The sequence below is a fragment of the Mycobacterium sp. genome, assembly GCF_044342925.1.
In the GTDB taxonomy this organism is placed as follows: domain Bacteria; phylum Actinomycetota; class Actinomycetes; order Mycobacteriales; family Mycobacteriaceae; genus Mycobacterium.
Genome location: NZ_JBIIOV010000039.1, coordinates 1 through 21,937 on the forward strand (window position 1 = coordinate 1; position 21,937 = coordinate 21,937).

The following is a 21,937-nucleotide window of genomic DNA, read 5'->3' on the forward strand; positions in this document are numbered from 1 at the left end:
GCCAGGGGCCCATCACCAGGGCGTCGCGCACGATCACCCAGCCGGTCGGGGTCTGCCAGGTGGTTTCCATGATCAGGCTGCCGGGAAGGTAACGGCGCGCCGCCGGAACCGACACCCCGTAGGGACCGAGGCGGAAATGGCCCGCCCCGCGGTCCAGGACCGAGCCGAACACACTGGGGGAGTCCGGGCGGGGAACGCACATCCACTCCACCGAGCCCGCCGCCGAGATCAGGCAGGTGTTCTCGCAGTCGGACAAAAACGCGTAGTCGGCGATCGGGGGGAACGGGGTGCGGACCGGGCCGGAGCGGGTGTCGGGCTGGGGCTTAGTGACGTTGAGCGGTGTGGTGCGCCGGCCATTCCGGCCCGGTGGGGGGCCGACGTCATCGGCCGCGACGTCCTCACCTGCGGGTTGGGCTTGGGGCGACATCCCGCAATCATGGCCGTCGGCGGGTCCGGCGTCCACCGATCCGGACACAATGCCGCGGATCCGGGCTGCGCGGCGAGACGTGGACGGTGACCGCCCTCGAAGTCCAGCAGGCGCGGCCTCTGTCATAGTCGATGCCCGGGCCGTCGAACGTTCCGGCGCGGGCCGCATGGAGGCCGGGAAGACCATCCGCCATTGACGGGCGGATCATTGACGGGCGGATCATTGACGGGCGGATCATTGACGGGCGGATCATTGACGGGCGGATCATTGACGGGCGGATCATTGACGGGGACTTCTTCGACCTACCCTCCGGAACGGCCAGCAATCGCGCGACCGGCGTGACACTGACCATCGAGAACCGGCCGGCGGCGGCGGGTCATTGAGCAGACGCCGTGGGGAACCCCACATGATCGCCGGTGTCGGCGATCCGCCGTTGAGATAAATTTCCGGCGCCGCCAACACTCTTTACCCGGCGAGCCGAATTTGCCGATATTGAACCCATCCGGTCACGTTGCGCGAGAAGTCGGTTCACAACCGCAGAATCTCGTCTGCCACTTCTGTGGTGTTCGGATTTGCCGTATCCGCCTCCGCGAGCCGAATGCCAACAGTAAAGTCCGCCGGAAACAGTGATTTTCCATCGTGACAGGTATGGGGAGGGCAAAGCATGGCCAAGGAACGCGACACGGCGGATCCCGGCGTGGCTGGCAAACTGGAGTGGTTGCGGGATTCGGTGAAGGCTCATCCCGAGGCCGCGGCCGACTCGACGTGGGCGTGGATTGACGAGCTGTCCAACCGGGCCAAGAGCGATACGGCCGCCGCGGTTGCCGACCTCGATGAATTGTTCCGGCTGGGCACCGTGCCGACCGACCTGCACGGCGCCACCGAGGGAAAGATGGTGACCACCATGAATCCGAAGGTCGACACCGTGCTCGGCGCATTCACCGCGGTGTGGAATCCATGGCAGGGCAAGCGCTTCGATAATCAGGCCGCCACCGGCTGCAATCGTCTGACCAAGAGCACCGGCCTGCTCGGCAAGCTGCTGTGGCCGCTGTACTCGATGCGCGACCACACCGACGGCAAGCTCGCCTTCGACTTCAAGACCTACGTCGAGCGCGGTAAAGAAGACCCGGACCTCGACGTCATGGTGGGCGACTACGCCGACGTCGAGAACAACCCGAAGCTGATCATCAGCAAGACCCGTGACGAGCTCGTGGAACTCGTGCGGGGCGTCTACCTTGGAAAGCTCTACACCAACACCGGGTCGGGCTACTCCAAGCTGGGCTACTACGCACTGCGCACCCCGCGCTGAGCCTCCATCCGTAACTGGTTCAAGCCAGCTGCTGTGCAGCGCTAGGGTGATCGGCGTGGGCGGCTTCCTGAACTGGTGGGACAGCTTCGAACTGTGGCTGTCCGGGCTGCCCTTCGTGCCGCAGACCCTGCTCGTCATGCCGGTGGTGATGGGCCTGGCCTACCTCCTGGCCACGGCCATCGACGCAGTGCTCGGCGCCGGTATCCGGGTGCTGCGCCGACTGCGTGGCGATGTCGAGACAGGGAGGTGACGCCATGCCCCGCTCCCGTGTGACGCTGGCTCTGGTGGCTTTGCTCGTCCTGGTCGTCCTGGTGTGGTTGCTCAACCGCTGAGTTCAGTCCACCGGAGACGGCGCCGGGCCCCGTGCTCTGTTACGCTGCCCTCCGTGCGTACGGTGACCGGATTCGGCAGTGGCCTTGTGGCCGTGTCGCCGGCGTCCGCCCATTGCTGCTGTTGTCGCTGACCCAACTGCCCGTCTCGAACTGGTGCTGGTCACGGCATGTCGCCTGTGAACCCTCGTTGTGACGGGTATGCGTTCCCGCTATCCGTCAACCCGAGAGGTTCATCGATGTTCGGAAAGTCCCTGCGCCGCAGAAAATTCGGCCACTGGCGCAACGCCACCGCGCTGGCCGCCACCGCCACCGTGCTCGCCGCCTGCGGCGGCGGGTCCAGCGATGTCGTCGGTGGCGGTGCCGACGATGCCGAGACAACCCTGACGCTGGTCGCCTACGCGGTCCCGGAGCCCGGCTGGAGCACGATCATCCCGGCGTTCGCCCAGACCCCGGAGGGCAAGGGTGTCGCGGTGACGACGTCCTACGGTGCGTCCGGCGACCAGTCCCGTTCGGTGGTGGACGGCAAGCCCGCCGACCTCGTCAACTTCTCCGTCGAACCCGACGTGACTCGGCTGGTGAGGGCCGGCAAAGTCTCACCGGACTGGAACACCGACGTCACCAAGGGAATCCCGTTCGGTTCGGTGGTCTCGCTGGTGGTCCGCAAGGGCAACCCCAAGAACATCAAGGACTGGGACGACCTGCTGCAGCCGGGCATCGAGGTGGTCAGCCCCAGCCCGCTCAGTTCGGGGTCGGCCAAGTGGAACCTGCTGGCCCCCTATGCGGTCAAGAGCGACGGCGGCAAGAACCAGCAGGCTGGACTGGACTTCATCACCCAGTTGGTCGGCGAGCACGTCAAGACCCGTCCGGGTTCGGGCCGGGAGGCCACCGACGTGTTCCTGCAAGGCACCGGCGACGTGCTGATCAGCTACGAGAACGAAGCCATCCACATCGAGCGGCAGGGCAAGCCCGTCGAGCACGTCAACCCGCCGCAGACCTTCAAGATCGATAACCCGGTGGCCGTACTCACCACCAGCACGCACCTCGACAAGGCCACCGCGCTGAAGAACTTCCTGTACACCCCGGCGGGTCAGAAAATCTGGGCGCAGGCCGGCTTCCGCCCGGTCGACCCGGCGGTGGTTGCGGAGTTCGCCAAGACCTTCCCGGCCCCGCAGAAACTGTGGACCATCGCCGATCTCGGCGGCTGGGCCGCGGTGGATACCGCCCTGTTCGACAAGGACAATGGGGCGATCACCAACATCTATAAGAAGGCCACCGGATGACGGCAGCCGTCGGCACGCCGTCGGCGGGAACGGCCCATCGGCGCGGTTCCGCCCCGGCGCTGGCCGGGGCGGCGTCGATCTGGCTCAGCGTGATCGTTCTGCTGCCGCTGGCCGCGATCGTGTGGCAGTCGGGCAAGGGCGGTTGGCCGGCATTCGTCGCCGCCGTCAGCGCCCCCGCCGCGCTGGAGTCGTTCCGGGTCACGTTGACCGTCGCGATCGGCGTGACGCTGGTCAACACGGTGTTCGGCCTGCTGGTCGCGTGGGTGCTCGCCCGCGACGAGTTTCCCGGTAAGCGGTTTGTCGACGCCGTCATCGATCTGCCCTTCGCGCTGCCCACCATCGTGGCGAGCCTGGTGATGCTGGCCCTCTACGGGCCGGCCAGCCCGGTGGGGGTGCATCTGCAGCACACCAAGTGGGGTGTGGGTGTCGCGCTGCTCTTCGTCACTCTGCCGTTCGTCGTGCGCACGGTGCAGCCGGTTCTGCTCGAACTCGACCGTGAGGCCGAAGAGGCCGCGGCGTCTCTGGGCGCCACCAACCGGATGATCTTCACCCGGGTGATCCTGCCCGCGCTGCTGCCCGCGTTGCTCACCGGTGCCGGCCTGGCTTTCTCCCGCGCGATCGGCGAATTCGGGTCGGTCGTCCTGATCGGCGGCGCGATCCCCGGCGAGACGGAAGTCTCGTCGCAGTGGATCAGGACCCTGATCGAGAATGACGACCGCACCGGTGCGGCGGCGATTTCGATTGTCCTGCTGGCTATTTCCTTCCTTGTGTTGTTCGTGCTGCGGGTCATCGGGTCCCGCGCCGCCCGGCGCGAGGAGCTTTCCGCGTGATCCTCTCGCCGCTGGCCCGCTACCTCGGCCGCTATCTCGCACTGGCCTACGTGCTGCTGCTGGTCATCGTCCCGGTTGGGCTGATTCTGCTGCGCACGTTCGAACCCGGCGTCGGGGCGTTCTTCGCCTCGATCACCACTCCGGCCGCCATCTCGGCGCTGCAACTCTCGTTGCTGGTGGTCGCCATCGTCGTCCCGCTCAATGTCGTATTCGGCGTTCCTACCGCACTCTTGCTGGCCCGCAAGCGGTTTCGAGGAAAGGGAATCCTGCAGGCCGCGATCGATCTGCCGTTCGCGGTGTCGCCGGTGGTGGTCGGCGTGGCGTTGATCCTGCTGTGGGGCAGTGCCGGCGTGCTGGGATTCGTCCAGAACGACTTCGGCGTGAAGATCATCTTCGGTCTGCCGGGCATCATCCTGGCCAGCATCTTCGTCACGGTGCCGTTCGTCATCCGGGAGGTCGAGCCGGTCCTGCACGAGCTGGGCACCGAGCAGGAAGAGGCCGCCGCCACGCTGGGAGCGACCTGGTGGCAGACGTTCTGGCGGATCACCCTGCCCTCGATCCGCTGGGGTCTGACCTACGGGGTAGTGCTGACGGTGGCCCGGACGCTGGGGGAGTACGGCGCGGTGGTGATGGTGTCGTCCAACCTGCCGGGCCAGTCCCAGACACTGACCCTGCTGGTGTCAGACCGGTACAACCGGGGTGTCGAGTACGGGTCCTATGCCATCTCGACGCTGCTCATGATGATCGCGGTGCTGGTGCTGGTGGCCCAGACGGTGCTGGAGGCCAGGAGGAAGCGCACATGACCCCCACTGTGAACCCGGGCGTGCAGAACGCCGCGGAAAACGCTGTGGAAAACGCCATCGTCGTCAGTGGCGCCAACAAGCGCTACGGCGACTTCACCGCTTTGGACAACGTCGACTTCGTGGTGCCCTCCGGCTCGCTGACCGCCCTGCTGGGCCCCAGCGGCTCCGGTAAGTCGACGCTGTTGCGCTCGATCGCCGGGCTTGACCGGCCGGATACCGGCTCGGTCGTCATCAACGGCCGCGACGTGACCGCGGTGCCGCCGCAGCGCCGCGGAATCGGCTTCGTGTTCCAGCACTACGCCGCGTTCAAGCACCTGACGGTGCGCGACAACGTGGCCTTCGGCCTGAAGATCCGCAAACAGCGAAAAGCCGACATCGACGCCAAGGTCGACAACCTTCTCGAAGTGGTCGGCCTGGCCGGTTTCCAGACCCGCTACCCCAACCAGCTCTCCGGAGGCCAGCGTCAGCGGATGGCGCTGGCGCGCGCACTGGCCGTCGATCCCGAGGTGCTGCTGCTCGACGAACCGTTCGGCGCCCTGGATGCCAAAGTCCGGGAGGATCTGCGCGCCTGGCTGCGCCGCCTGCACGACGAGGTGCACGTCACCACGGTGCTGGTGACCCATGACCAGGCGGAGGCTCTCGACGTCGCCGACCGGATCGCGGTGCTCAACAAGGGGCGCATCGAACAGGTGGGCACCCCCGCCGAGGTCTACGACAGCCCCTCCAACGCATTCGTGATGTCGTTCCTGGGCACGGTGTCCTCGCTCGACGGAATCCTGGTGCGGCCGCACGATATTCGGGTCGGCCGCACACCGGAGATGGCGATCGCCGCCAGCGACGGCGGCGCGGACAGCACCGCGGTCATCCCGGCCAGGATCGACCGGGTGGTCTACCTGGGTTTCGAGGTTCGGGTCGAGCTGACCAGCGCGACCACCGGGGAGCCGTTCATCGCCCAGATCACCCGTGGTGACGCCGAGGCGCTCGGACTCAAGGATGGCGATACCGTATATGTCCGGGCCACCCGGATACCGCCGATCGCCGGAGCCCAACAACGTCCGAACGGAGAGCAATTGTGACGACTATCCGAGTGCCGGTGTTGTTGGCCATCGGTGCGCTCGCGGTGACAGCCGCGGCTGGCTGTAGCGTCACCACCACGGGCACCCCCAACGGTGGGACGACGACGATGTCGACGGCAGGCGCCCCCGTGCCGGCGCCCAGCGGTAAGGAGGGCGGCGTGACCGGAGGTAACGGCGGTAACGGCGGCCATGGCGGCGCAGGTGGCCGAGGCGGTGCCGGTGGCGCCGGCGGTGCGGGTGGCGCCGGCGGTGCGGGTGGTGCCGGCGGAGCCGGAGGATCTGGTGGTTCCGGCGGGTCCGGTGGTCGTGGCGGTGTCAACGGCGCGGATGGGGCCGATGGCGCGGACGGCGCCGACGGCGCTCCCGGTGCGCCGGGCACTCCCGGTACCCCGGGCACGCCCGGGGCTCCCAACTAGGCGACCTCAGGCCGCCAGGCGCTGGGCTACAGCCTGATCGAATCGATCCAGCGCGGTCGCCGCGACCAGTGCGTGCGCACCCAGCGGCCCGGCCATCTCGACCCCGGCGTCCGCGGCGACCCGCGCGACCCGGTCGGTGATCCGGCCCGGCGCGATGAACCACGGTGCCAGCGCGATCCGGCGTGCGCCGGTGCGGCGCAGGTCCTCGATGCCTTCTGCCACGGTGGGTTCGGGACCGGTCGCGAAGGCCACCCGGACACCGGCCCAGCGATTGCGCTCGGCCAGTGTGGTGGCCAGCGTCGACGTCCGTGCGTTTGCCGCGGTGTGCGACGAGCCGACCGCGACCACCAGCACCCCGGTGTCGGTGTGGTCGTCGTCGACACCGAGATCCGCCAGTCGGGCACGCAGGACCTGGACCAGGCGCGGGTCCTCACCGAGGGTGTCGGATTGCACCACCTCGGCACCGGAGGCGGCGATGATGCCCGGGATGTCGACCCGTGCGTGGTAGGCGCTGGCCAGCAGCAGTGGGGTGATGACCGCCGGTCCACGCAGTGTGGTCAGTACGTCCGCCAGGTTGGGCGTGCTGTTCTCGCAGAACGCGACTCGCACATCCAGGCCGGGTCGCAGCAGCCGGATCTGGTCGGCCACCGCGTGGCTGGTGGCCGACGAACGGGGGTCGACGCTGCCGTGCGCGGTGAGGATCAGGACCGGCGGGCAGGGGCGAAGCGACTCGGGGAAAGACACCGGCGTATTCACGAGACGTGCAATCCGCACTCGGTCTTGTTCAGGCCCTGCCAGCGCCCGCTGCGCGGATCGGCGCCGTCGACCGGCTTGGCGGTGCACGGCGCGCACCCGATCGACGGATAGCCCTCGTCGACAAGCGGATTCACCAGCACACCGTTGGCCTCGATATAGGCCTGCATGTCCTCGTCGGTCCAGGCCGCCAGCGGGTTGACCTTCACCAGCTTGAACGCCTCGTCGAAACTGATCAGCGGGGCGTTCGCCCGGGTCGGCGATTCCACCCGGCGGATACCGGTGACCCAGGCCGCATAGTTGCTTAGCGCACTGCCCAGCGGCACCACCTTGCGCAACCGGCAGCACTGCTCGGGGTCGCGGGCGAACAGATCCTTGCCCAGAAGCCGGTCCTGTTCTGCCGCAGTGTGTTCCGGCGTCACATTGACGATGGTGATGTCGTAGACCGATTCCACCGCGTCGCGCGTCCCGATGGTCTCGGCGAAGTGGTAGCCGGTGTCGAGGAACAGCACGTCCACACCCGGACGCACCTTGACGGCGAGGTCCACCAGCACCGCGTCCTGCATATTGGAGGCCACCACGTAACGGCCACCGAAATGACGATCCGTCCAGGCCAGCAGTTCCTCGGCTCCCGCGCCCTCCAATTCGGCGGCACCGCGGGCGGCAAGTTCACGCAGGTCGGCTTCGGTCATGACCGTCATGGGTGTTCTCCGCTCTTCGCGCGAGCGCTCATCGCTTGTTCTCCGCTCTTCGCGCGAGCGCTCATCGCTTGTTCTCCGCTCTTCGCGCGAGCGCTCATCGCTTGTTCTCCGCTCTTCGCGCGAGCGCTCATCGCAAGGCCTCCTCGTCGGCGCGCACCGCCCACACTGCGAATCGCTCACCCGGCTCACGCTGGGCGATGAAGTTGCGCACCACCCGCTCGATGTAATCGCCGAGCTCGGCGCTGGTCACCTTGTGCTGGCGCAGCTTGCGGCCGAAATTGCTGTCCAGGCCCAGGCTTCCGCCGAGGTGCACCTGGAAACCCTCCACCGGGCCATCCCCGTCGTCGATCATCTGGCCCTTGAAACCGATGTCGGCCACCTGGATTCGCGCACACGAGTTCGGGCAGCCGTTGAGGTGGACGGTGACCGGCACGTCGAGTTGTGCGTTGAGGTCGGCCAGCCGCTTCTCCAGGTCGGGAACCAGCGATTGCGCGCGCACCCGGGTCTCGGCGAAGGACAGCTTGCAGAACTCGATACCGCTGCAGGCCATCAGGTTCCGCCGCCAGTGCGACGGGGTGGCCGATAGGCCGAGGGCCTCCAGGCCCGCGATGAGTTCGTCGAGCTTGTCGTCGGGGACGTCCAGCACGATCAGCTTCTGGTGCGGGGTGAACCGGATCCGGTCCGAGCCCACCCGCTCGGCCAGGTCGGCGACCGCGGTGAGGATGGTTCCCGAAACCCGTCCGGCGATCGCCGCCACGCCGACGGCGTTGAGCCCGTTGCGGAGTCGCTGCACCCCGACGTGGTCGATCGGGCGGATGACCGGCTCCGGCGCGGGTCCGTCGATGAGTGGCCGCTTGAGGTACTCGGTTTCGAGAACTTCGCGGAACTTTTCTACGCCCCAGTCCTTGACCAGGAACTTGATCCGGGCCTTGGCGCGCAGTCGGCGGTAGCCGTAATCGCGGAAGAGGCTCACCACGGCCTCCCAGACGTCGGGCACCTCGTCGAGCGGCACCCAGGCGCCCAGGCGCTGGGCCAGCATCGGGTTGGTGGACAGACCGCCGCCGACCCACAGGTCCAGGCCGGGTCCGTGCTCGGGGTGGTTGACGCCGATGAACGCCACGTCGTTGATCTCGTGCACCACGTCCTGCTGGCCGCTGATCGCGGTCTTGAACTTGCGCGGAAGGTTCGCGTACTCCGGCTTGCCGATGTAGCGGCGCACGATCTCCTCGATCGCCGGGGTGGCGTCGATGACCTCGTTGAGCGATTCGCCGGCCAGCGGTGAGCCGAGCACCACGCGGGGGCAGTCGCCGCAGGCTTCGGTGGTCTGCAGGCCGACGCTGTCCAGTCGCCGCCAGATCTCCGGCATGTCCTCGATCCGGATCCAGTGGTACTGGATGTTCTGCCGGTCGGAGATGTCGGCGGTATCGCGGGCGAACTCGGTGGAGATCTGGCCGAGCATCCGCAACGATGCGGCGGTCAGCACGCCACCGTCGCTGCGCACCCGCAGCATGAAGTATGGGGCTTCGATGAGGTCGGTGTTCTCCTCACCGGTGAAGGTGCCGTCGTACCCCTCTTTGCGCTGGGTGTAAAGACCCAACCAGCGCATCCGCCCACGCAGGTCCACTTTGTCGATGCTGTCGAACCCCTGCTTGGCGTAGATCTCCTCGACGCGGGCGCGCACGTTGAGCGCCGGGTCTTCCTTCTTGAAGACCTCGTTGGGGTTCAGCGGCTCGGTGTCGCCAAGGGCCCATTGGCCCTCGCTGCGGGTCTTGGCGGGCCGCTCTGCCTTGGTCGGCTGGGTCATTGGTAGGGCTCCTCGGATCGGGGAGCCGGCCTGTGGGATAGGTCGCATCACCGGCTGCCGGTCGGCGACGCAAATCCGGCGGCCAGCTGGCTGGGGTGGCGGACTACGGCGTCAGATCGGACAACAACAGCTACAAACGCGCTTGAAGTCGACATGCCGCCGGACCACCAGCGCCACGATGCGCGAGGTCGACGAGTCGGCGGGCATGGCCGCTATTGTGCCACGCGCTCCACCGACCGGCCCAACCAATGAGATCCCAGGTCGCCGACGTCATTGATCAGGCGATCCGGGCCTCGCCCGCGCCGCCTGCGACACTAAGCCCATGCCCGTTCGCCCCGCCCCGGCGGTGCTGCCCGAACCGACCGTGACACCGGGCACGGCATTCGGCATCTACGTGCACGTCCCGTTCTGCGCCACCCGCTGCGGCTACTGCGATTTCAACACCTACACCGCCGGTGAGTTGGGCGGCGCCACCCCGGACGGCTGGCTAAGCGCACTGCGCGCCGAACTGGAACTGGCCGCTGCCACGGTGGGAGCGGTGACGGTGGACACCATCTTCGTCGGTGGTGGCACACCCTCACTGCTGGGAGGCGCCCGACTGGCGGCGGTGCTGGACGCGGTCGGCGGCGCATTCACGCTCTCGCCCGGCGCCGAGGTGACCACCGAGGCCAACCCGGAGTCCACCTCACCGGAGTTCTTCGACGCCATTCGCGCCGCCGGCTACACCCGGGTCTCGCTGGGCATGCAGTCCGCATCCCCGCGGGTGCTCGCCGTCCTGGACCGCACCCATTCGCCGGGCCGCGCCGTCGCCGCCGCCCGGGAGGCACTGGCCGCCGGGTTCGCCCATGTCAACCTCGACCTCATCTACGGCACGCCGGGGGAGTCCGACAGCGACCTGCTGGCCTCGCTGCACACCGCGGTGGACGCCGGCGTCGACCACGTCTCGGCCTACGCGCTGGTGGTCGAAGACGGCACCGCGCTGGCCCGGCGGGTGCGGCGCGGCGACATCGCCGCACCCGACGACGACGTCCTGGCCCACCGCTACCGGATGATCGACCGGGCGCTCACCGACGCCGGTCTTGACTGGTACGAGGTGTCCAACTGGAGCCGGCCCGGCGGCGAGTGCCGCCACAACGAGGGCTACTGGGCCGGCGGCCAATGGTGGGGTGCGGGGCCCGGTGCGCACGGATTCCTCGGCGACGTCCGTTGGTGGAATATCAAGCACCCCAGCAGCTATGCCGAGATCCTGCAGGGCACAACGCTGCCCGTCGCCGGATTCGAGCGGCTCGGCCCAGCCGACCGGCATGTCGAGCAGGTGATGCTCGGCATCCGGCTGCGCCGGGGACTGCCCGCCGATGTGCTGACCGATACCGAACGGCAGCGGGCCACCCAGGCGGTCGCCGACGGTCTGCTCGTCGAGGCAGCTGACCGGCTGGTGCTGACTGACCGGGGCCGGCTCCTGGCCGACGCGGTGGTCCGGGATCTGCTGGACGGCTGAGGCTGGGCCACAAACCACAGGGCCGCGAGGCGCCTCCTGACTGAAGCGTTCTCGCGGCCCTGGGGTCGCTGACTAATCGATGGCCATCAGCGGCGGCATTGGACCGATTCCGAACGGGGCCTTCTCCTCCTCCTAATGGCACTCTCCTAGTCGGTCTGCTAAACGGGCTGGTCGAAAACCCGTAAAATGGCGGCCGACCGCAGGAGGTGTCCATGGGAAGTGCCGATGATCGTCGCTTCGAGGTGCTGCGGGCCATCGTCGCCGACTTCGTCGCCACCAAAGAGCCGATCGGCTCCAAGGCGCTGGTCGAACGCCACAACCTCGGCGTTTCCAGCGCCACCGTCCGCAATGACATGGCCGTGCTGGAGGCGGAGGGCTACATCGCCCAGCCGCACACCAGTTCCGGCCGGGTTCCCACCGAAAAGGGCTACCGGGAGTTCGTCAACCGCATCGATCAGGTCAAACCGTTGTCGTCCTCGGAGCGCAGCGCCATCCTGTCGTTCCTGGAGACCGGGGTGGATCTCGACGACGTGCTGCGCCGCGCGGTGCGACTGCTGGCGCAGCTGACCCGACAGGTCGCGGTGGTGCAGTACCCGACGCTCTCGGCGTCGACGGTCCGCCACCTGGAGGTGGTGGCCCTGACGCCGGCCCGGCTGCTGATGGTTGTCATCACTGACTCCGGCCGCGTCGACCAGCGCATCGTGGAGCTCGGCGACACCATCGACGACCACCAGCTGGCGCAGTTGCGCGACGTCCTCGGTAAGGCGCTGGAGGGCAAGAGGCTCTCGGCGGCCTCAGTTGCGGTGGCCGACCTGGCCAGCCGGCTTAGCCAGGGCGGCACCTTCGGCGACGCCGTGGGACGCTCGGCCACCGTGCTGCTGGAGTCTCTGGTCGAACACAGCGAGGAGCGTCTGGTGCTGGGCGGCACAGCCAACCTGACCCGCAACACCGCCGACTTCGGCGGATCGTTGCGGTCGGTGCTGGAGGCATTGGAGGAGCAGGTCGTCGTCTTGCGTTTGCTGGCCGCCCAGCAGGAGGCCGGTAAGGTGACGGTGCGCATCGGCCACGAGACCGAGGCCGAGCAGATGGTCGGCACGTCGGTGGTCACCACCACCTACGGCAGCGCGGGAACGGTGTTCGGCGGCATGGGTGTGGTGGGCCCGACCCGGATGGACTATCCGGGAACCATGGCCAACGTCGCCGCGGTTGCGATGTACATCGGTGAAGTTCTGGGCAACCGCGCTGGCTGAGGCCGGCGCCGGCGGAGAGGTCAAGCGTGGCACGCGACTATTACGGACTGCTCGGAGTGAGCAGGAACGCCAGCGACGCGGAGATCAAGCGCGCCTACCGCAAGCTGGCCCGCGAACTGCACCCTGATATCAACCCCGACGAAGGCGAGCGGTTCAAGGAGATCAGCACCGCCTACGAGGTGCTCTCGGATCCGGAGAAGCGCCGCATCGTCGACCTCGGCGGCGACCCGCTGGGATCGGCCGGCGCCGGCGCCGGCGCCGGCTTTGCCGGTTTCGGCGGTCTCGGTGACGTGTTCGAGGCGTTCTTCGGCGGGGGCGGCGGCTCCCGCGGACCGGTGGGCCGGGTCCGCCCCGGGGCGGACTCGCTGCTGCGGATGCGGCTGACCCTGGCCGAGTGCGCCACCGGCGTCACCCGGCAGGTCACCGTCGACACCGCGGTGCTGTGCGACCTCTGTCAGGGCAGGGGCACCCATGGCAACTCGACGCCCGTCACCTGCGACATCTGCGGCGGGCGGGGCGAGGTCCAAAGCGTCCAGCGCTCCTTGCTCGGCCAGATCATGACGGCCCGGCCCTGCCCCACCTGCGGTGGCGTCGGCGATGTCATCCCGGACCCGTGCCACCGCTGCGGCGGTGACGGTCGGGTGCGCGCGCGCCGTGACATCAGCGTCAAGATCCCCCCCGGCGTCGCCGACGGGATGCGGGTACGGCTGGCGGCCCAGGGCGAGGTCGGCCCCGGTGGCGGACCCGCCGGTGACCTGTATGTGGAGGTCCACGAACAACAGCACGAGTTCCTCGTCCGCGACGGCGAGGACCTGCACTGCACCATCACCGTTCCGATGGTCGACGCCGCACTGGGCGCCAGCGTGACCATCGACGGGCTGCTCGGCGACGTCTCCGAGATCGTCATCGCCCCCGGCACCCAACCCGGGGCGGTGGTCACCCTGCGCGGGCACGGTATGCCCCGGCTGCGTTCCGACGCCCGCGGTGACCTGCATGCCCACATCGAGGTGACGGTGCCGGCCAAGCTCGACGCCCACACCCGGGAGTTGCTCACCCAGATCAAGAGCCGCAGCGGCGAGCAGGCCGCCGTCAAGTCCAGTCGCACGGCCGCGCAGCAGTCGGGCAGCGGGGGACTCTTCAGCCGGCTGCGGGAAACCTTCACCGGTCGCTGAGCCTTCCTGCCTCATGGCGGCCACCCTGTTCTACGCCGACGTCGTGCCGGCCGTCGGTGACACCGCCGTCGTCGATGGCGACGAAGGATTCCACGCGGCCACCGTCCGGCGGATCCGGCCGGGGGAGTCGCTGGTCATTTCCGACGGTGCGGGCGCACTGGCCGAGTGTGTCGTGGAACACGCCGACAAACGCAGCCTGACCGTACGGGTCACCGGCCGCCGGACCGCGCCACAGCCCGGGCCGCCGGTGACGGTGGTCCAGGCCATCCCGAAGTCCGAGCGCTCCGAACTGGCCGTCGAACTGGCCACAGAAGCCGGCGCCGACGAGATCATCGCCTGGCAGGCCGAACGATGTGTGGCCCGCTGGGAGGGTGACCGGGCCGCCAAGGGTCTGCGCAGGTGGCGGGCCGTGGCCCGGTCGGCGGCGCGACAGTCCCGGCGGCCCTGGATTCCGGACGTCGGCGGTCCGCTGTCCACCCGCGAACTGTGCGGCTACCTCGCCGGGCGCCGAAATGCGGTGGCGCTGGTGCTCCACGAGTCCGCCGAGCGGCGGGTTTCGGACATCCTTTTGGCCGGGGCGGAGGAGATCATCCTGGTGGTCGGACCGGAGGGCGGGATCAGCGACTCTGAACTCGATGCGCTGACCGCCGCCGGTGCGGTGACGACGGTGCTGGGGCCCACTGTCCTGCGCACTTCGACCGCGGCGGCGGTCGCACTGGGGTCGCTCGGTGTTCTCACCCCCCGGTGGGCGGGCTGATCGGTAGAATCAGCGGCAATATGACGCCCCGGGAAACCAGCACTGCCGCGCAGGTGCGCAGCAGCATGACTGTTCCGCCCGACCTCGTCGTGGGCCTGCTCGGTTCGGCTGACGGAAACTTGCGCGCTCTGGAGGCAAACCTCGCCGCTGAAGTGCACGTCCGCGGCAATGCGGTCAATCTGTCCGGCTCCGCCGCCGACGTGGCGCTGGCCGAACGGGTGATCTCCGAACTCGTCGCCATCGTGGCCGGCGGTCAGGCGTTGTCGCCGGATTCCGTCCGACGCAGCGTGGCGATGGTGTCCGGTGAGGACAGTGCGTCGCCGGCGGAGGTTCTGACGCTGGACATTCTGTCCCGGCGCGGCAAGACGATCCGGCCCAAGACGCTGAATCAGAAACGCTACGTCGACGCCATCGACACCAACACCGTCGTGTTCGGAATCGGTCCGGCCGGCACCGGTAAGACCTATCTGGCGATGGCGAAAGCCGTTCAGGCCCTGCAGACCAAACAGGTCACCCGGATCATCCTGACCAGGCCCGCGGTGGAAGCCGGTGAGCGCCTTGGTTTTCTGCCCGGCACGCTCAGCGAGAAGATCGACCCGTATCTGCGGCCGCTCTACGACGCCCTGCACGACATGATGGATGCCGAAGCGATTCCGAAGCTGATGGGCGCCGGAGTCATCGAGGTCGCGCCGCTGGCGTATATGCGTGGCCGTGCGCAGCCCCTGTCGACGAAGGTGTTGACGCCCTCCGGTTTCCGGCTGATCGGGGACATCGGAGTCGGCGATTTCGTGGTCGGCTCGAACGGCGAGCCCACAGAGGTTCTCGGTGTTTACCCGCAGGGCTTCAAGGAGATCTACCGCGTCCACACTCAGGATGGCTGCTCGACGCGCGCCTCCGGTGACCACCTCTGGTCGGTCTACACCAGAAGCGATCGGAGACGCGGCAAGCCTGCCCGGGTCCTCGAAACCAAGGAGATGATCGGCAATCTCCGGGCAGCGCACTACTACCGTTATGAGTTGCCGCTCCTGAGCGCACCGGTTCGTTTCGCGTCGCGGCCTGTTCCGTTCGATCCCTACGCGTTAGGCCTGCTGCTGGGAGATGGTTGCTTCAGCAGCATTGCCCCGCCAAGCTTCGCGACGAACGATCCCGAACTGGCGGCGGCACTTTCGCAGCTCGTGCCCGGAATCGAGGCTCGGCACAAGAGCGGCTGTGATTACATCCTGAACCGCGTTGCGCACGCCGGCGAGTCCAGGACTATCGAGAACCCGGTTCGGGGCGCTATGCGCCGGCTCGGGCTGGACGGGAAACGGTCCAGTGACAAATTCGTTCCTGCCGAGTATCTGCTCAATGACGCCGATGTGCGACTCGCGGTGCTGCAAGGCCTCCTCGACACCGACGGCGGACCTGTCATGCAGCAGGGCCGGACCTGCCGGATTCAATACACCACTGTCTCCGACCGGCTGCGCGACGACGTTAAGTTCCTCGTCCAGTCGCTTGGCGGAATCGTCTACATCCGCACCCGCAAGGCCGAGGGGCGCAAACCCGGCCTTGCCCGGGGGCGGGAAGTGCCGCACCGGTCGGACGCCCACATCCTCGATATCCGATTGCCCGAAGGTGTCGCGCCGTTCAGGTTGGCGCGTAAGGCCGCGAAGTACGACGAGGCCGGCGGCGGCCAACCACGGCGCTTCGTCGACAACATCGAACCTGCCGGCACGGAGGAAGCCGTGTGCATCCGCGTTGCCGCCGAAGACTCGCTCTATGTGACCGAGGACTTCCTGCTCACGCATAACACCCTCAACGATTCCTTCATCATCCTCGACGAGGCGCAGAACACCACCGCCGAGCAGATGAAGATGTTCCTCACCCGGTTGGGCTTCGGCTCGAAAATCGTTGTGACGGGGGACATTACGCAGGTCGACTTGCCCGGCGGTGCACGCTCCGGGTTGCGCGCGGCGCTCGATATCCTCGACGGCATCGACGACATCCACTTTTCCGAACTCACCAGCGCCGACGTGGTGCGCCACCGGCTGGTGTCCGACATCGTCGATGCCTACGCCCGCGCCGCCGAGCAGCCCGGGCTCAACCGGGCGCAGCGCCGGCGGCACTAGGAGCGGGTTCGCGCATGAGCATCGAGGTCTCCAACGAGTCGGGTATCGACGTATCCGAAGAGGAACTGATCAGCGTCGCGCGCTTCGTCATCCGCAAGATGGACGTCAACCCGGCGGCCGAGCTGTCGATGGTGCTGCTGGACCTCGCCGCGATGGCCGATCTGCACATGCGGTGGATGGATCTGCCGGGGCCCACCGACGTCATGAGCTTCCCGATGGACGAACTCGAACCCGGTGGCCGTCCGGACGCCCCGGAGCCGGGCCCGTCGATGCTCGGCGATATCGTGCTGTGCCCTCAGTTCGCCGCCGAACAGGCCGCGGCGGCCGGACACAGCCTTGGCCAGGAACTCGCCCTGCTGACCGTTCACGGCGTACTGCACCTGCTGGGTTACGACCATGCCGAACCGGACGAGGAGAAGGAGATGTTCGCACTGCAGCGCCAACTTCTCGAGGAGTGGGTTGCCGACCAGGTGAACGCCTATCACTCCGACCGTCAGGCGGAACGCGACAAGCGGCTGCTGGACAAGTCCCGGAACTTCGACCGGTGAACGGCTTGGAGCATTGAACGGCCTCGCGCCGCTGATCGGCGCGATTGCCCTGATTCTGCTGGGCGGACTGTTCTCGGCGATCGACGCGGCGATCAGCACGGTGTCCATGGCGCGGATCGAGGAACTCGTCCGCGATGAACGGCCCGGGGCGGTGCGGCTCGCCAGGGTGGTCACCGAACGGCCGAAATACGTCAATCTGGTTGTGCTGCTTCGGATCGTGTGTGAAGCCATCGCGAGCGTCTTGATGGTGGCCTACCTCAACGACCGGTTCGGGTTGCGCTGGGCGCTGATCGGCGCCGCCGCGATCATGACCGTCGCCAGTTTCGTGGTCGTCGGTGTCGGTCCGCGCACCCTGGGTCGCCAGCGCGCCTACTCCATCGCACTGGCGTCGGCCATTCCGTTGCAGGCGATTTCGGTACTGCTGACCCCGATCAGTCGGCTGCTGATCCTGCTGGGCAACGCCGTCACGCCGGGCCGCGGTTTCCGCCACGGCCCGTTCGCCTCGGAGATCGAGTTGCGCGAAGTGGTCGACCTGGCCCAGCAGCGCGGCGTGGTGGCCGACGAGGAACGCCGGATGATCCAGTCGGTGTTCGAACTCGGCGACACCCCGGCCCGCGAGGTGATGGTGCCGCGCACCGAGATGGTGTGGATCGAAAGCGACAAGACCGCCGCCCAGGCCACCTCGCTGGCGATCCGCAGCGGCCACTCCCGGATGCCGGCGATCGGTGATGACGTCGACGACATCGTGGGCGTGGTCTACCTGAAAGATCTTGTGCGACGGACCTATTACTCCGCGCAGGCCGCCCGGGACATCACCGTCGCCGAGGTGATGCGCCCGGCGGTGTTCATCCCGGACTCCAAGCCGCTCGACGACCTGCTCAAGGAGATGCAGCGCGACCGTATCCACATCGCCCTGCTGGTCGACGAGTACGGCGCCACTGCCGGCCTGGTCACCATCGAGGACGTGCTGGAGGAGATAGTCGGTGAGATCGCCGACGAGTACGACACCGATGAGGTCGCACCGGTGGAAGACCTGGGGGACAAGACGTTCCGAGTGTCGGCACGGTTGCCCATCGAGGACGTCGGCGAGCTCTACGACATCGAGTTCGATGACGACCTCGACGTCGACACCGTCGGCGGCCTGGTGGCGCTGGAGTTGGGCCGGGTACCGCTACCGGGTGCCGAGGTGGTGTTGCACGGCCTGCGGCTGCGGGCCGAAGGCGAGCGCGACCCGCGGGGCCGGCAGCGGATCACCACCGTCCTGGTGCGCCCGGCCGATTCCGGCGCAGACGCAAACGGGGACGGCCGTGGCTGACAACTTCCGCTCGGGCTTCGTGTGTCTGGTCGGTCGGCCCAACACCGGTAAGTCGACGCTGACCAATGCCCTGGTCGGTAGCAAGGTGGCGATCACCTCCAAACGTCCGCAGACCACCCGTCACACCATCCGGGGCATCGTGCACCGCCCGGATTTCCAGATCGTCCTGGTCGACACCCCTGGGCTGCACCGGCCGCGCACCCTGCTGGGTAAGCGGCTCAACGACCTGGTGCGCGACACCTATTCCGAGGTCGACGTCATCGGCTGGTGTGTGCCCGCCGACGAACAGATCGGTCCGGGGGACCGGTGGATCTACGAGCAGATCCGGTCGGTGGCGCCGAGGACCACGCTGGTGGTCATCGTCACCAAGATCGACAAGGTCCCCAAGGACCGGGTGGCCGCACAGCTGATGGCGGTCAGCGAACTGGTGGGCGAGCACGCCGCCGCGATCGTCCCGGTGTCGGCCACGACCGGCGAGCAGGTCGACGTCCTGATCGGGGTGCTGGCCGATCAGCTGGAGCCGGGACCGGCGTTCTACCCCGACGGCGAACTCACCGACGAGCCCGAAGAGGTCCTGATGGCGGAGCTCATCCGGGAGGCCGCGCTGGAAGGGGTCCGCGAGGAACTGCCGCACTCCCTGGCCGTGGTGATCGACGAGGTGTCCCCGCGTGAGGGCCGCACCGAGGAGCAGGGCGAACTGATCGACGTTCACGCGCTGATCTACGTCGAACGCGACAGCCAGAAGGGCATCGTCATCGGCAAGGGCGGGGCCAGGCTCAAAGAGGTCGGCACCCGTTCGCGCCGCCAGATCGAGAAGCTGCTGGGCACCAAGGTCTATCTCGACCTTCGCGTCAAGGTGGCCAAGAACTGGCAGCAGGACCCGAAGCTGCTCGGCCGGCTGGGTTTCTAGGCGGCCGAGTGCATCGGCGACGATGCGCGCACGGGCGCAGTAAATGCCAGCGACACCCGAGCGCCGCGCCTGAGATTAGCCGGCGAGTTGGTCCGGTGGTGGCTGCGCCTGGAACGGCGGGTACCACCACCATTGAGCGCGCTCCCCGGTCGGTCCGGGGCACGGTGGAACGTCGGGCGGGGGTCCGTGGGGCGGACGTGCCAGCGATCCGGAGCTGAGAATGTCGCCGTCGCTGTCGCGGACGACCAGGTGATCGGCCGGTCCGGTGATGGTGATGCCGCCGCTGTGGTGCATGCGGTGGTGATACGGGCAGAGCAGGACAAGGTTGGCCAGTTCGGTGGGGCCGCCGTCTTCCCAGTGCCGGATGTGGTGGGCATGCAGTCCGCGGGTGGCGGCACAGCCCGGGATGGCGCAGGTGGGGTGGCGGTGTTCGAGCGCGCGGCGCAGTCGCCGGTTGATCGTGCGGTTGGTGCGGCCGGCGCCGATCACTTGGCCGTCACGTTCGAACCAGGCTTCACAGGTGGCGTCACAGGTGAGGTATTGCCGGTCGGCGTCGGTGAGCAGCGGGCCGAGATGTAATGCACCGGTGCGTTTTTCGACATCGACGTGTACCACCACGGTGGTGCGCTGCCCGTGTGGTCGGCGGCTCACCTCGGCATCCCAGCCGGCCTCGACCAGTGCCATGAAGGCGTCGGCGGTGTTGGGCGTCGGCGGTCGCTCATCGGATCCGCCCTCACGATCACTGTGATCGTTCTCCCACCTTGTGATCAGCGCGTCGAGATGGGACTGGATTGCCGCGTCGAACGTCGCCGCCTCATCGTGAGGCAGGGTAATGCGCCAGCTCGTGGACCGTTCGCCGCAGTTCTTGGTGACCGAGCGCAGGGGCGGGATTGCAGGTTCAGGGTGAGATCGGGGCTCAAGCCTGACCGCTGTGCGCAGCTGGTTGACTGACGCTACCGCGGCCAGCTCGGCATAGTGCTCATCGGAGCCCTCGCCGGCCCGCGCTGCGATGACACCGACCTGATCCAGCGACAGCCGGCCTTCCCGCATGCCCTGCGCGCAACGGGGAAACTCCCCGAGCCGACCTGCGACCGTGGCGATCGTGTGCGCGGTGCCCGATGAGGTGCCGAGCTTCCAGGCCACCAACGCCGGGATCGAGCGCGCACCGGTGCGGCCCCAAAGCTCGTCGCGCTCGATCTCGGCGACGATCTCTACGATGCGTCCATCGATCGCGTTGCGCTGACCGGCCAACTCTGACAACTCGTCGAACAGCGCCTCGATGCGCTGCTGAGCCGGTGCTGACGGGGTCACGACTACATCGTCGCAGCGGGGTCTGACATTGATGTCTGACATTGATGATGGAAGAGCGTTACCGCGCAGGTCGTGGACTGGATCTGTCCGACCTTGCAGCGCTACCTGACCGGTTAGGGCGCGCGTCCGCGCTGATGTCCCCTAGCGGTGACAGACTGGACCGATGCGGCTGTACCGGGATCGGGCGGTCGTCGTGCGCCAGCACAAGCTGGGCGAAGCCGACCGCATCGTCACCTTGCTGACCCGCGACCACGGTCTGGTCCGCGCGGTCGCCAAGGGGGTTCGCCGCACCCGCAGCAAGTTCGGCTCCCGGCTGGAGCCGTTCGCCCATATCGACGTCCAACTGCACCCCGGCCGCAACCTCGACATCGTCACCCAGGTGGTTTCGATCGACGCCTTCGCCACCGACATCGTCTGCGACTACGGCCGCTACACCAGCGCCTGCGCGATCCTGGAGACCGCCGAGCGGCTGGCCGGTGAGGAACACGCCCCAGCCCCGGCCCTGCACCGGCTCACCGTCGGCGCGCTGCGGGCGGTCGCCGACGGCGCCCGGCCCCGCGAGCTGGTGCTGGACGCCTATCTGCTGCGCGCCATGGGCATTGCCGGCTGGGCCCCGTCGCTGACCGAATGCGCCCGCTGCGCCGCGCCGGGCCCGCACCGGGCGTTCCATATCGCCGCCGGCGGCAGTGTGTGCATGCACTGCCGGCCATCCGGTTCGGCCACCCCGCCGCAGGCGGTCCTGGACCTGATGGCGGCGCTGTACGAGGGCGATTGGGCGGCTGCCCAGGAGTCGTCGTCGTCGCACCGGGGGCAGGCCAGCGGCCTGGTGGCAGCGCATCTGCAGTGGCACCTGGAACGACAGCTACGGACTTTGCCACTGGTGGAGCGGGTCTACTCCCATCCCGTTGATCATGACGCGACGACCTTCAGGCAGGATGTGCCCCATGGCGATGGACCGGGTGGCCAACTCCTGGCTGGGGGGTGAGCGCAGGGGCAGGGAGCAGTTTCCGCAACTGCCGCCCGCGCCCGCCGACTACCCGGTATTCCCCGACACAACCCGCTGGCCCGTGGTGTTCCCGGAGTTGCCAGCCGCTCCCGGCGGCGGTCCGCGGCGTCCACCCCAGCATCCGTCCAAGGCCGTCGCTCCGGCCATCCCCGCCGACCAGTTGCCCCGGCACGTCGCCATCGTGATGGACGGCAACGGCCGCTGGGCCACCCAGCGCGGCCTCAGCCGCACCGAGGGCCACAAGATGGGCGAGGCCGTCCTGATCGACATCACCTGCGGCGCGATCGAATTGGGTATCAAGCACCTGAGCGTGTACGCGTTCTCCACCGAG

General features: G+C 68.0%; 21 protein-coding genes and 4 pseudogenes. 20 read left to right on the forward strand and 5 right to left on the reverse strand.

Features of this window, described 5'->3' with window-relative positions; all coding sequences use genetic code 11:
- Nucleotides 1-292 (reverse strand): annotated as a pseudogene (locus ADBZ6I_RS06225) (trehalase-like domain-containing protein); the annotation flags it as partial.
- A gap of 266 nt (nt 293-558) precedes the next feature.
- On the opposite strand from ADBZ6I_RS06225, the gene ADBZ6I_RS06230 reads away from it, so the two are divergent.
- The 8 genes from ADBZ6I_RS06230 (at nt 559) to ADBZ6I_RS06265 (ending at nt 6,473) form a co-directional block, all read left to right on the forward strand.
- On the forward strand, nt 559-810 hold the full coding sequence (locus tag ADBZ6I_RS06230; RefSeq protein WP_526381955.1) for a hypothetical protein: 252 nt from the start codon (nt 559-561) through the stop codon (nt 808-810).
- A gap of 314 nt (nt 811-1,124) precedes the next feature.
- The gene (locus ADBZ6I_RS06235) at nt 1,125-1,736 is read left to right on the forward strand and encodes a hypothetical protein (protein ID WP_526381957.1); all 612 of its coding nucleotides are present in this window, start codon (nt 1,125-1,127) and stop codon (nt 1,734-1,736) included.
- A gap of 55 nt (nt 1,737-1,791) precedes the next feature.
- A complete protein-coding gene (locus ADBZ6I_RS06240; protein WP_526381959.1) occupies nt 1,792-1,986 on the forward strand; it encodes a hypothetical protein in 195 nt (64 codons plus the stop codon).
- Between the two features lie 318 nt (nt 1,987-2,304).
- Nucleotides 2,305-3,348, forward strand: a complete 1,044-nt coding sequence (locus tag ADBZ6I_RS06245) for a sulfate ABC transporter substrate-binding protein (protein WP_526381961.1) — start codon at nt 2,305-2,307, stop codon at nt 3,346-3,348.
- On the forward strand, nt 3,345-4,178 hold the full coding sequence (cysT, locus tag ADBZ6I_RS06250) for a sulfate ABC transporter permease subunit CysT (protein ID WP_526381963.1): 834 nt from the start codon (nt 3,345-3,347) through the stop codon (nt 4,176-4,178). The genes ADBZ6I_RS06245 and cysT overlap by 4 nt, the downstream gene beginning before the upstream one ends.
- On the forward strand, nt 4,175-4,981 hold the full coding sequence (gene cysW / locus ADBZ6I_RS06255; protein WP_526381965.1) for a sulfate ABC transporter permease subunit CysW: 807 nt from the start codon (nt 4,175-4,177) through the stop codon (nt 4,979-4,981). Before cysT ends, cysW begins: the two co-directional genes overlap by 4 nt.
- 44 nt (nt 4,982-5,025) lie before the next feature.
- Entirely contained in the window at nt 5,026-6,057 is a 1,032-nt protein-coding gene (locus tag ADBZ6I_RS06260) for a sulfate/molybdate ABC transporter ATP-binding protein (RefSeq protein ID WP_526381993.1), read from the forward strand.
- Nucleotides 6,054-6,473 carry a hypothetical protein gene (locus ADBZ6I_RS06265; protein WP_526381967.1) on the forward strand — a complete coding sequence of 140 codons (420 nt, stop codon included), beginning with the start codon at nt 6,054-6,056 and terminating at the stop codon, nt 6,471-6,473. The genes ADBZ6I_RS06260 and ADBZ6I_RS06265 overlap by 4 nt, the downstream gene beginning before the upstream one ends.
- 6 nt (nt 6,474-6,479) lie before the next feature.
- Here ADBZ6I_RS06265 and ADBZ6I_RS06270 read toward each other — a convergent pair whose 3' ends face one another.
- The 3 genes from ADBZ6I_RS06270 to ADBZ6I_RS06280 all read right to left on the reverse strand — a co-directional run bounded on the left by ADBZ6I_RS06270 (nt 6,480) and on the right by ADBZ6I_RS06280 (nt 9,731).
- On the reverse strand, nt 6,480-7,217 hold the full coding sequence (locus tag ADBZ6I_RS06270; protein ID WP_526381969.1) for a sirohydrochlorin chelatase: 738 nt from the start codon (nt 7,215-7,217) through the stop codon (nt 6,480-6,482).
- A gap of 8 nt (nt 7,218-7,225) precedes the next feature.
- The gene (locus ADBZ6I_RS06275; RefSeq protein WP_526381971.1) at nt 7,226-7,927 is read right to left on the reverse strand and encodes a phosphoadenylyl-sulfate reductase; all 702 of its coding nucleotides are present in this window, start codon (nt 7,925-7,927) and stop codon (nt 7,226-7,228) included.
- A gap of 127 nt (nt 7,928-8,054) precedes the next feature.
- Nucleotides 8,055-9,731: a nitrite/sulfite reductase gene (locus ADBZ6I_RS06280; protein ID WP_526381973.1), complete on the reverse strand. Its 1,677-nt coding sequence runs from the start codon at nt 9,729-9,731 to the stop codon at nt 8,055-8,057.
- Nucleotides 9,732-10,053: 322 nt separating this feature from the next.
- Here ADBZ6I_RS06280 and hemW point away from each other — a divergent pair, with 322 nt between their 5' ends.
- The 10 genes and pseudogenes from hemW (at nt 10,054) to era (ending at nt 19,289) form a co-directional block, all read left to right on the forward strand.
- Nucleotides 10,054-11,229, forward strand: a complete 1,176-nt coding sequence (hemW, locus tag ADBZ6I_RS06285; protein ID WP_526381975.1) for a radical SAM family heme chaperone HemW — start codon at nt 10,054-10,056, stop codon at nt 11,227-11,229.
- 212 nt (nt 11,230-11,441) lie between these two features.
- Entirely contained in the window at nt 11,442-12,479 is a 1,038-nt protein-coding gene (gene hrcA / locus ADBZ6I_RS06290; RefSeq protein ID WP_526381977.1) for a heat-inducible transcriptional repressor HrcA, read from the forward strand.
- Nucleotides 12,480-12,505: 26 nt separating this feature from the next.
- The gene (gene dnaJ / locus ADBZ6I_RS06295; protein ID WP_526381979.1) at nt 12,506-13,651 is read left to right on the forward strand and encodes a molecular chaperone DnaJ; all 1,146 of its coding nucleotides are present in this window, start codon (nt 12,506-12,508) and stop codon (nt 13,649-13,651) included.
- A 13-nt stretch (nt 13,652-13,664) separates the two neighbouring features.
- On the forward strand, nt 13,665-14,408 hold the full coding sequence (locus tag ADBZ6I_RS06300; protein ID WP_526381981.1) for a 16S rRNA (uracil(1498)-N(3))-methyltransferase: 744 nt from the start codon (nt 13,665-13,667) through the stop codon (nt 14,406-14,408).
- A 20-nt stretch (nt 14,409-14,428) separates the two neighbouring features.
- Nucleotides 14,429-15,121, forward strand: a pseudogene (locus ADBZ6I_RS06305) (PhoH family protein); the annotation flags it as partial.
- Nucleotides 15,122-15,688: 567 nt separating this feature from the next.
- A pseudogene (locus tag ADBZ6I_RS06310) lies at nt 15,689-15,937 on the forward strand (LAGLIDADG family homing endonuclease); the annotation flags it as partial.
- Nucleotides 15,938-16,198: 261 nt separating this feature from the next.
- A pseudogene (locus tag ADBZ6I_RS06315) lies at nt 16,199-16,516 on the forward strand (PhoH family protein); the annotation flags it as partial.
- 14 nt (nt 16,517-16,530) lie between these two features.
- Nucleotides 16,531-17,064, forward strand: a complete 534-nt coding sequence (gene ybeY, locus ADBZ6I_RS06320) for an rRNA maturation RNase YbeY (RefSeq protein ID WP_526381983.1) — start codon at nt 16,531-16,533, stop codon at nt 17,062-17,064.
- A 13-nt stretch (nt 17,065-17,077) separates the two neighbouring features.
- A complete protein-coding gene (locus ADBZ6I_RS06325; protein WP_526381985.1) occupies nt 17,078-18,379 on the forward strand; it encodes a CNNM domain-containing protein in 1,302 nt (433 codons plus the stop codon).
- Entirely contained in the window at nt 18,372-19,289 is a 918-nt protein-coding gene (gene era, locus ADBZ6I_RS06330; protein WP_526381987.1) for a GTPase Era, read from the forward strand. The genes ADBZ6I_RS06325 and era overlap by 8 nt, the downstream gene beginning before the upstream one ends.
- Before the next feature lie 75 nt (nt 19,290-19,364).
- On the opposite strand, the gene ADBZ6I_RS06335 is transcribed toward era, so the two are convergent.
- Entirely contained in the window at nt 19,365-20,642 is a 1,278-nt protein-coding gene (locus tag ADBZ6I_RS06335; protein WP_526381989.1) for an HNH endonuclease signature motif containing protein, read from the reverse strand.
- A 121-nt stretch (nt 20,643-20,763) separates the two neighbouring features.
- Here ADBZ6I_RS06335 and recO point away from each other — a divergent pair, with 121 nt between their 5' ends.
- Together recO and ADBZ6I_RS06345 are read left to right on the forward strand one after the other, a co-directional pair.
- Entirely contained in the window at nt 20,764-21,585 is an 822-nt protein-coding gene (gene recO / locus ADBZ6I_RS06340; RefSeq protein WP_526381991.1) for a DNA repair protein RecO, read from the forward strand.
- Nucleotides 21,551-21,937, forward strand: a 387-nt coding sequence (locus tag ADBZ6I_RS06345) for an undecaprenyl diphosphate synthase family protein (protein ID WP_526381995.1), incomplete at its 3' end; no start/stop codon positions are given. The genes recO and ADBZ6I_RS06345, both read left to right, overlap by 35 nt.

Excerpts from the sequence above, each read along its gene's own strand:
- hrcA (WP_526381977.1), top strand. The coding sequence starts at position 11,442 with ATGGGAAGTGCCGATGATCGTCGCTTCGAGGTGCTGCGGGCCATCGTC.
- recO (WP_526381991.1), top strand. The coding sequence starts at position 20,764 with ATGCGGCTGTACCGGGATCGGGCGGTCGTCGTGCGCCAGCACAAGCTG.
- ADBZ6I_RS06280 (WP_526381973.1), bottom strand. The coding sequence starts at position 9,731 with ATGACCCAGCCGACCAAGGCAGAGCGGCCCGCCAAGACCCGCAGCGAG.
- cysT (WP_526381963.1), top strand. The coding sequence starts at position 3,345 with ATGACGGCAGCCGTCGGCACGCCGTCGGCGGGAACGGCCCATCGGCGC.
- ADBZ6I_RS06300 (WP_526381981.1), top strand. The coding sequence starts at position 13,665 with ATGGCGGCCACCCTGTTCTACGCCGACGTCGTGCCGGCCGTCGGTGAC.
- ADBZ6I_RS06275 (WP_526381971.1), bottom strand. The coding sequence starts at position 7,927 with ATGACGGTCATGACCGAAGCCGACCTGCGTGAACTTGCCGCCCGCGGT.
- ADBZ6I_RS06245 (WP_526381961.1), top strand. The coding sequence starts at position 2,305 with ATGTTCGGAAAGTCCCTGCGCCGCAGAAAATTCGGCCACTGGCGCAAC.
- ADBZ6I_RS06230 (WP_526381955.1), top strand. The coding sequence starts at position 559 with ATGCCCGGGCCGTCGAACGTTCCGGCGCGGGCCGCATGGAGGCCGGGA.
- hemW (WP_526381975.1), top strand. The coding sequence starts at position 10,054 with ATGCCCGTTCGCCCCGCCCCGGCGGTGCTGCCCGAACCGACCGTGACA.
- ybeY (WP_526381983.1), top strand. The coding sequence starts at position 16,531 with ATGAGCATCGAGGTCTCCAACGAGTCGGGTATCGACGTATCCGAAGAG.
- ADBZ6I_RS06335 (WP_526381989.1), bottom strand. The coding sequence starts at position 20,642 with ATGTCAGACATCAATGTCAGACCCCGCTGCGACGATGTAGTCGTGACC.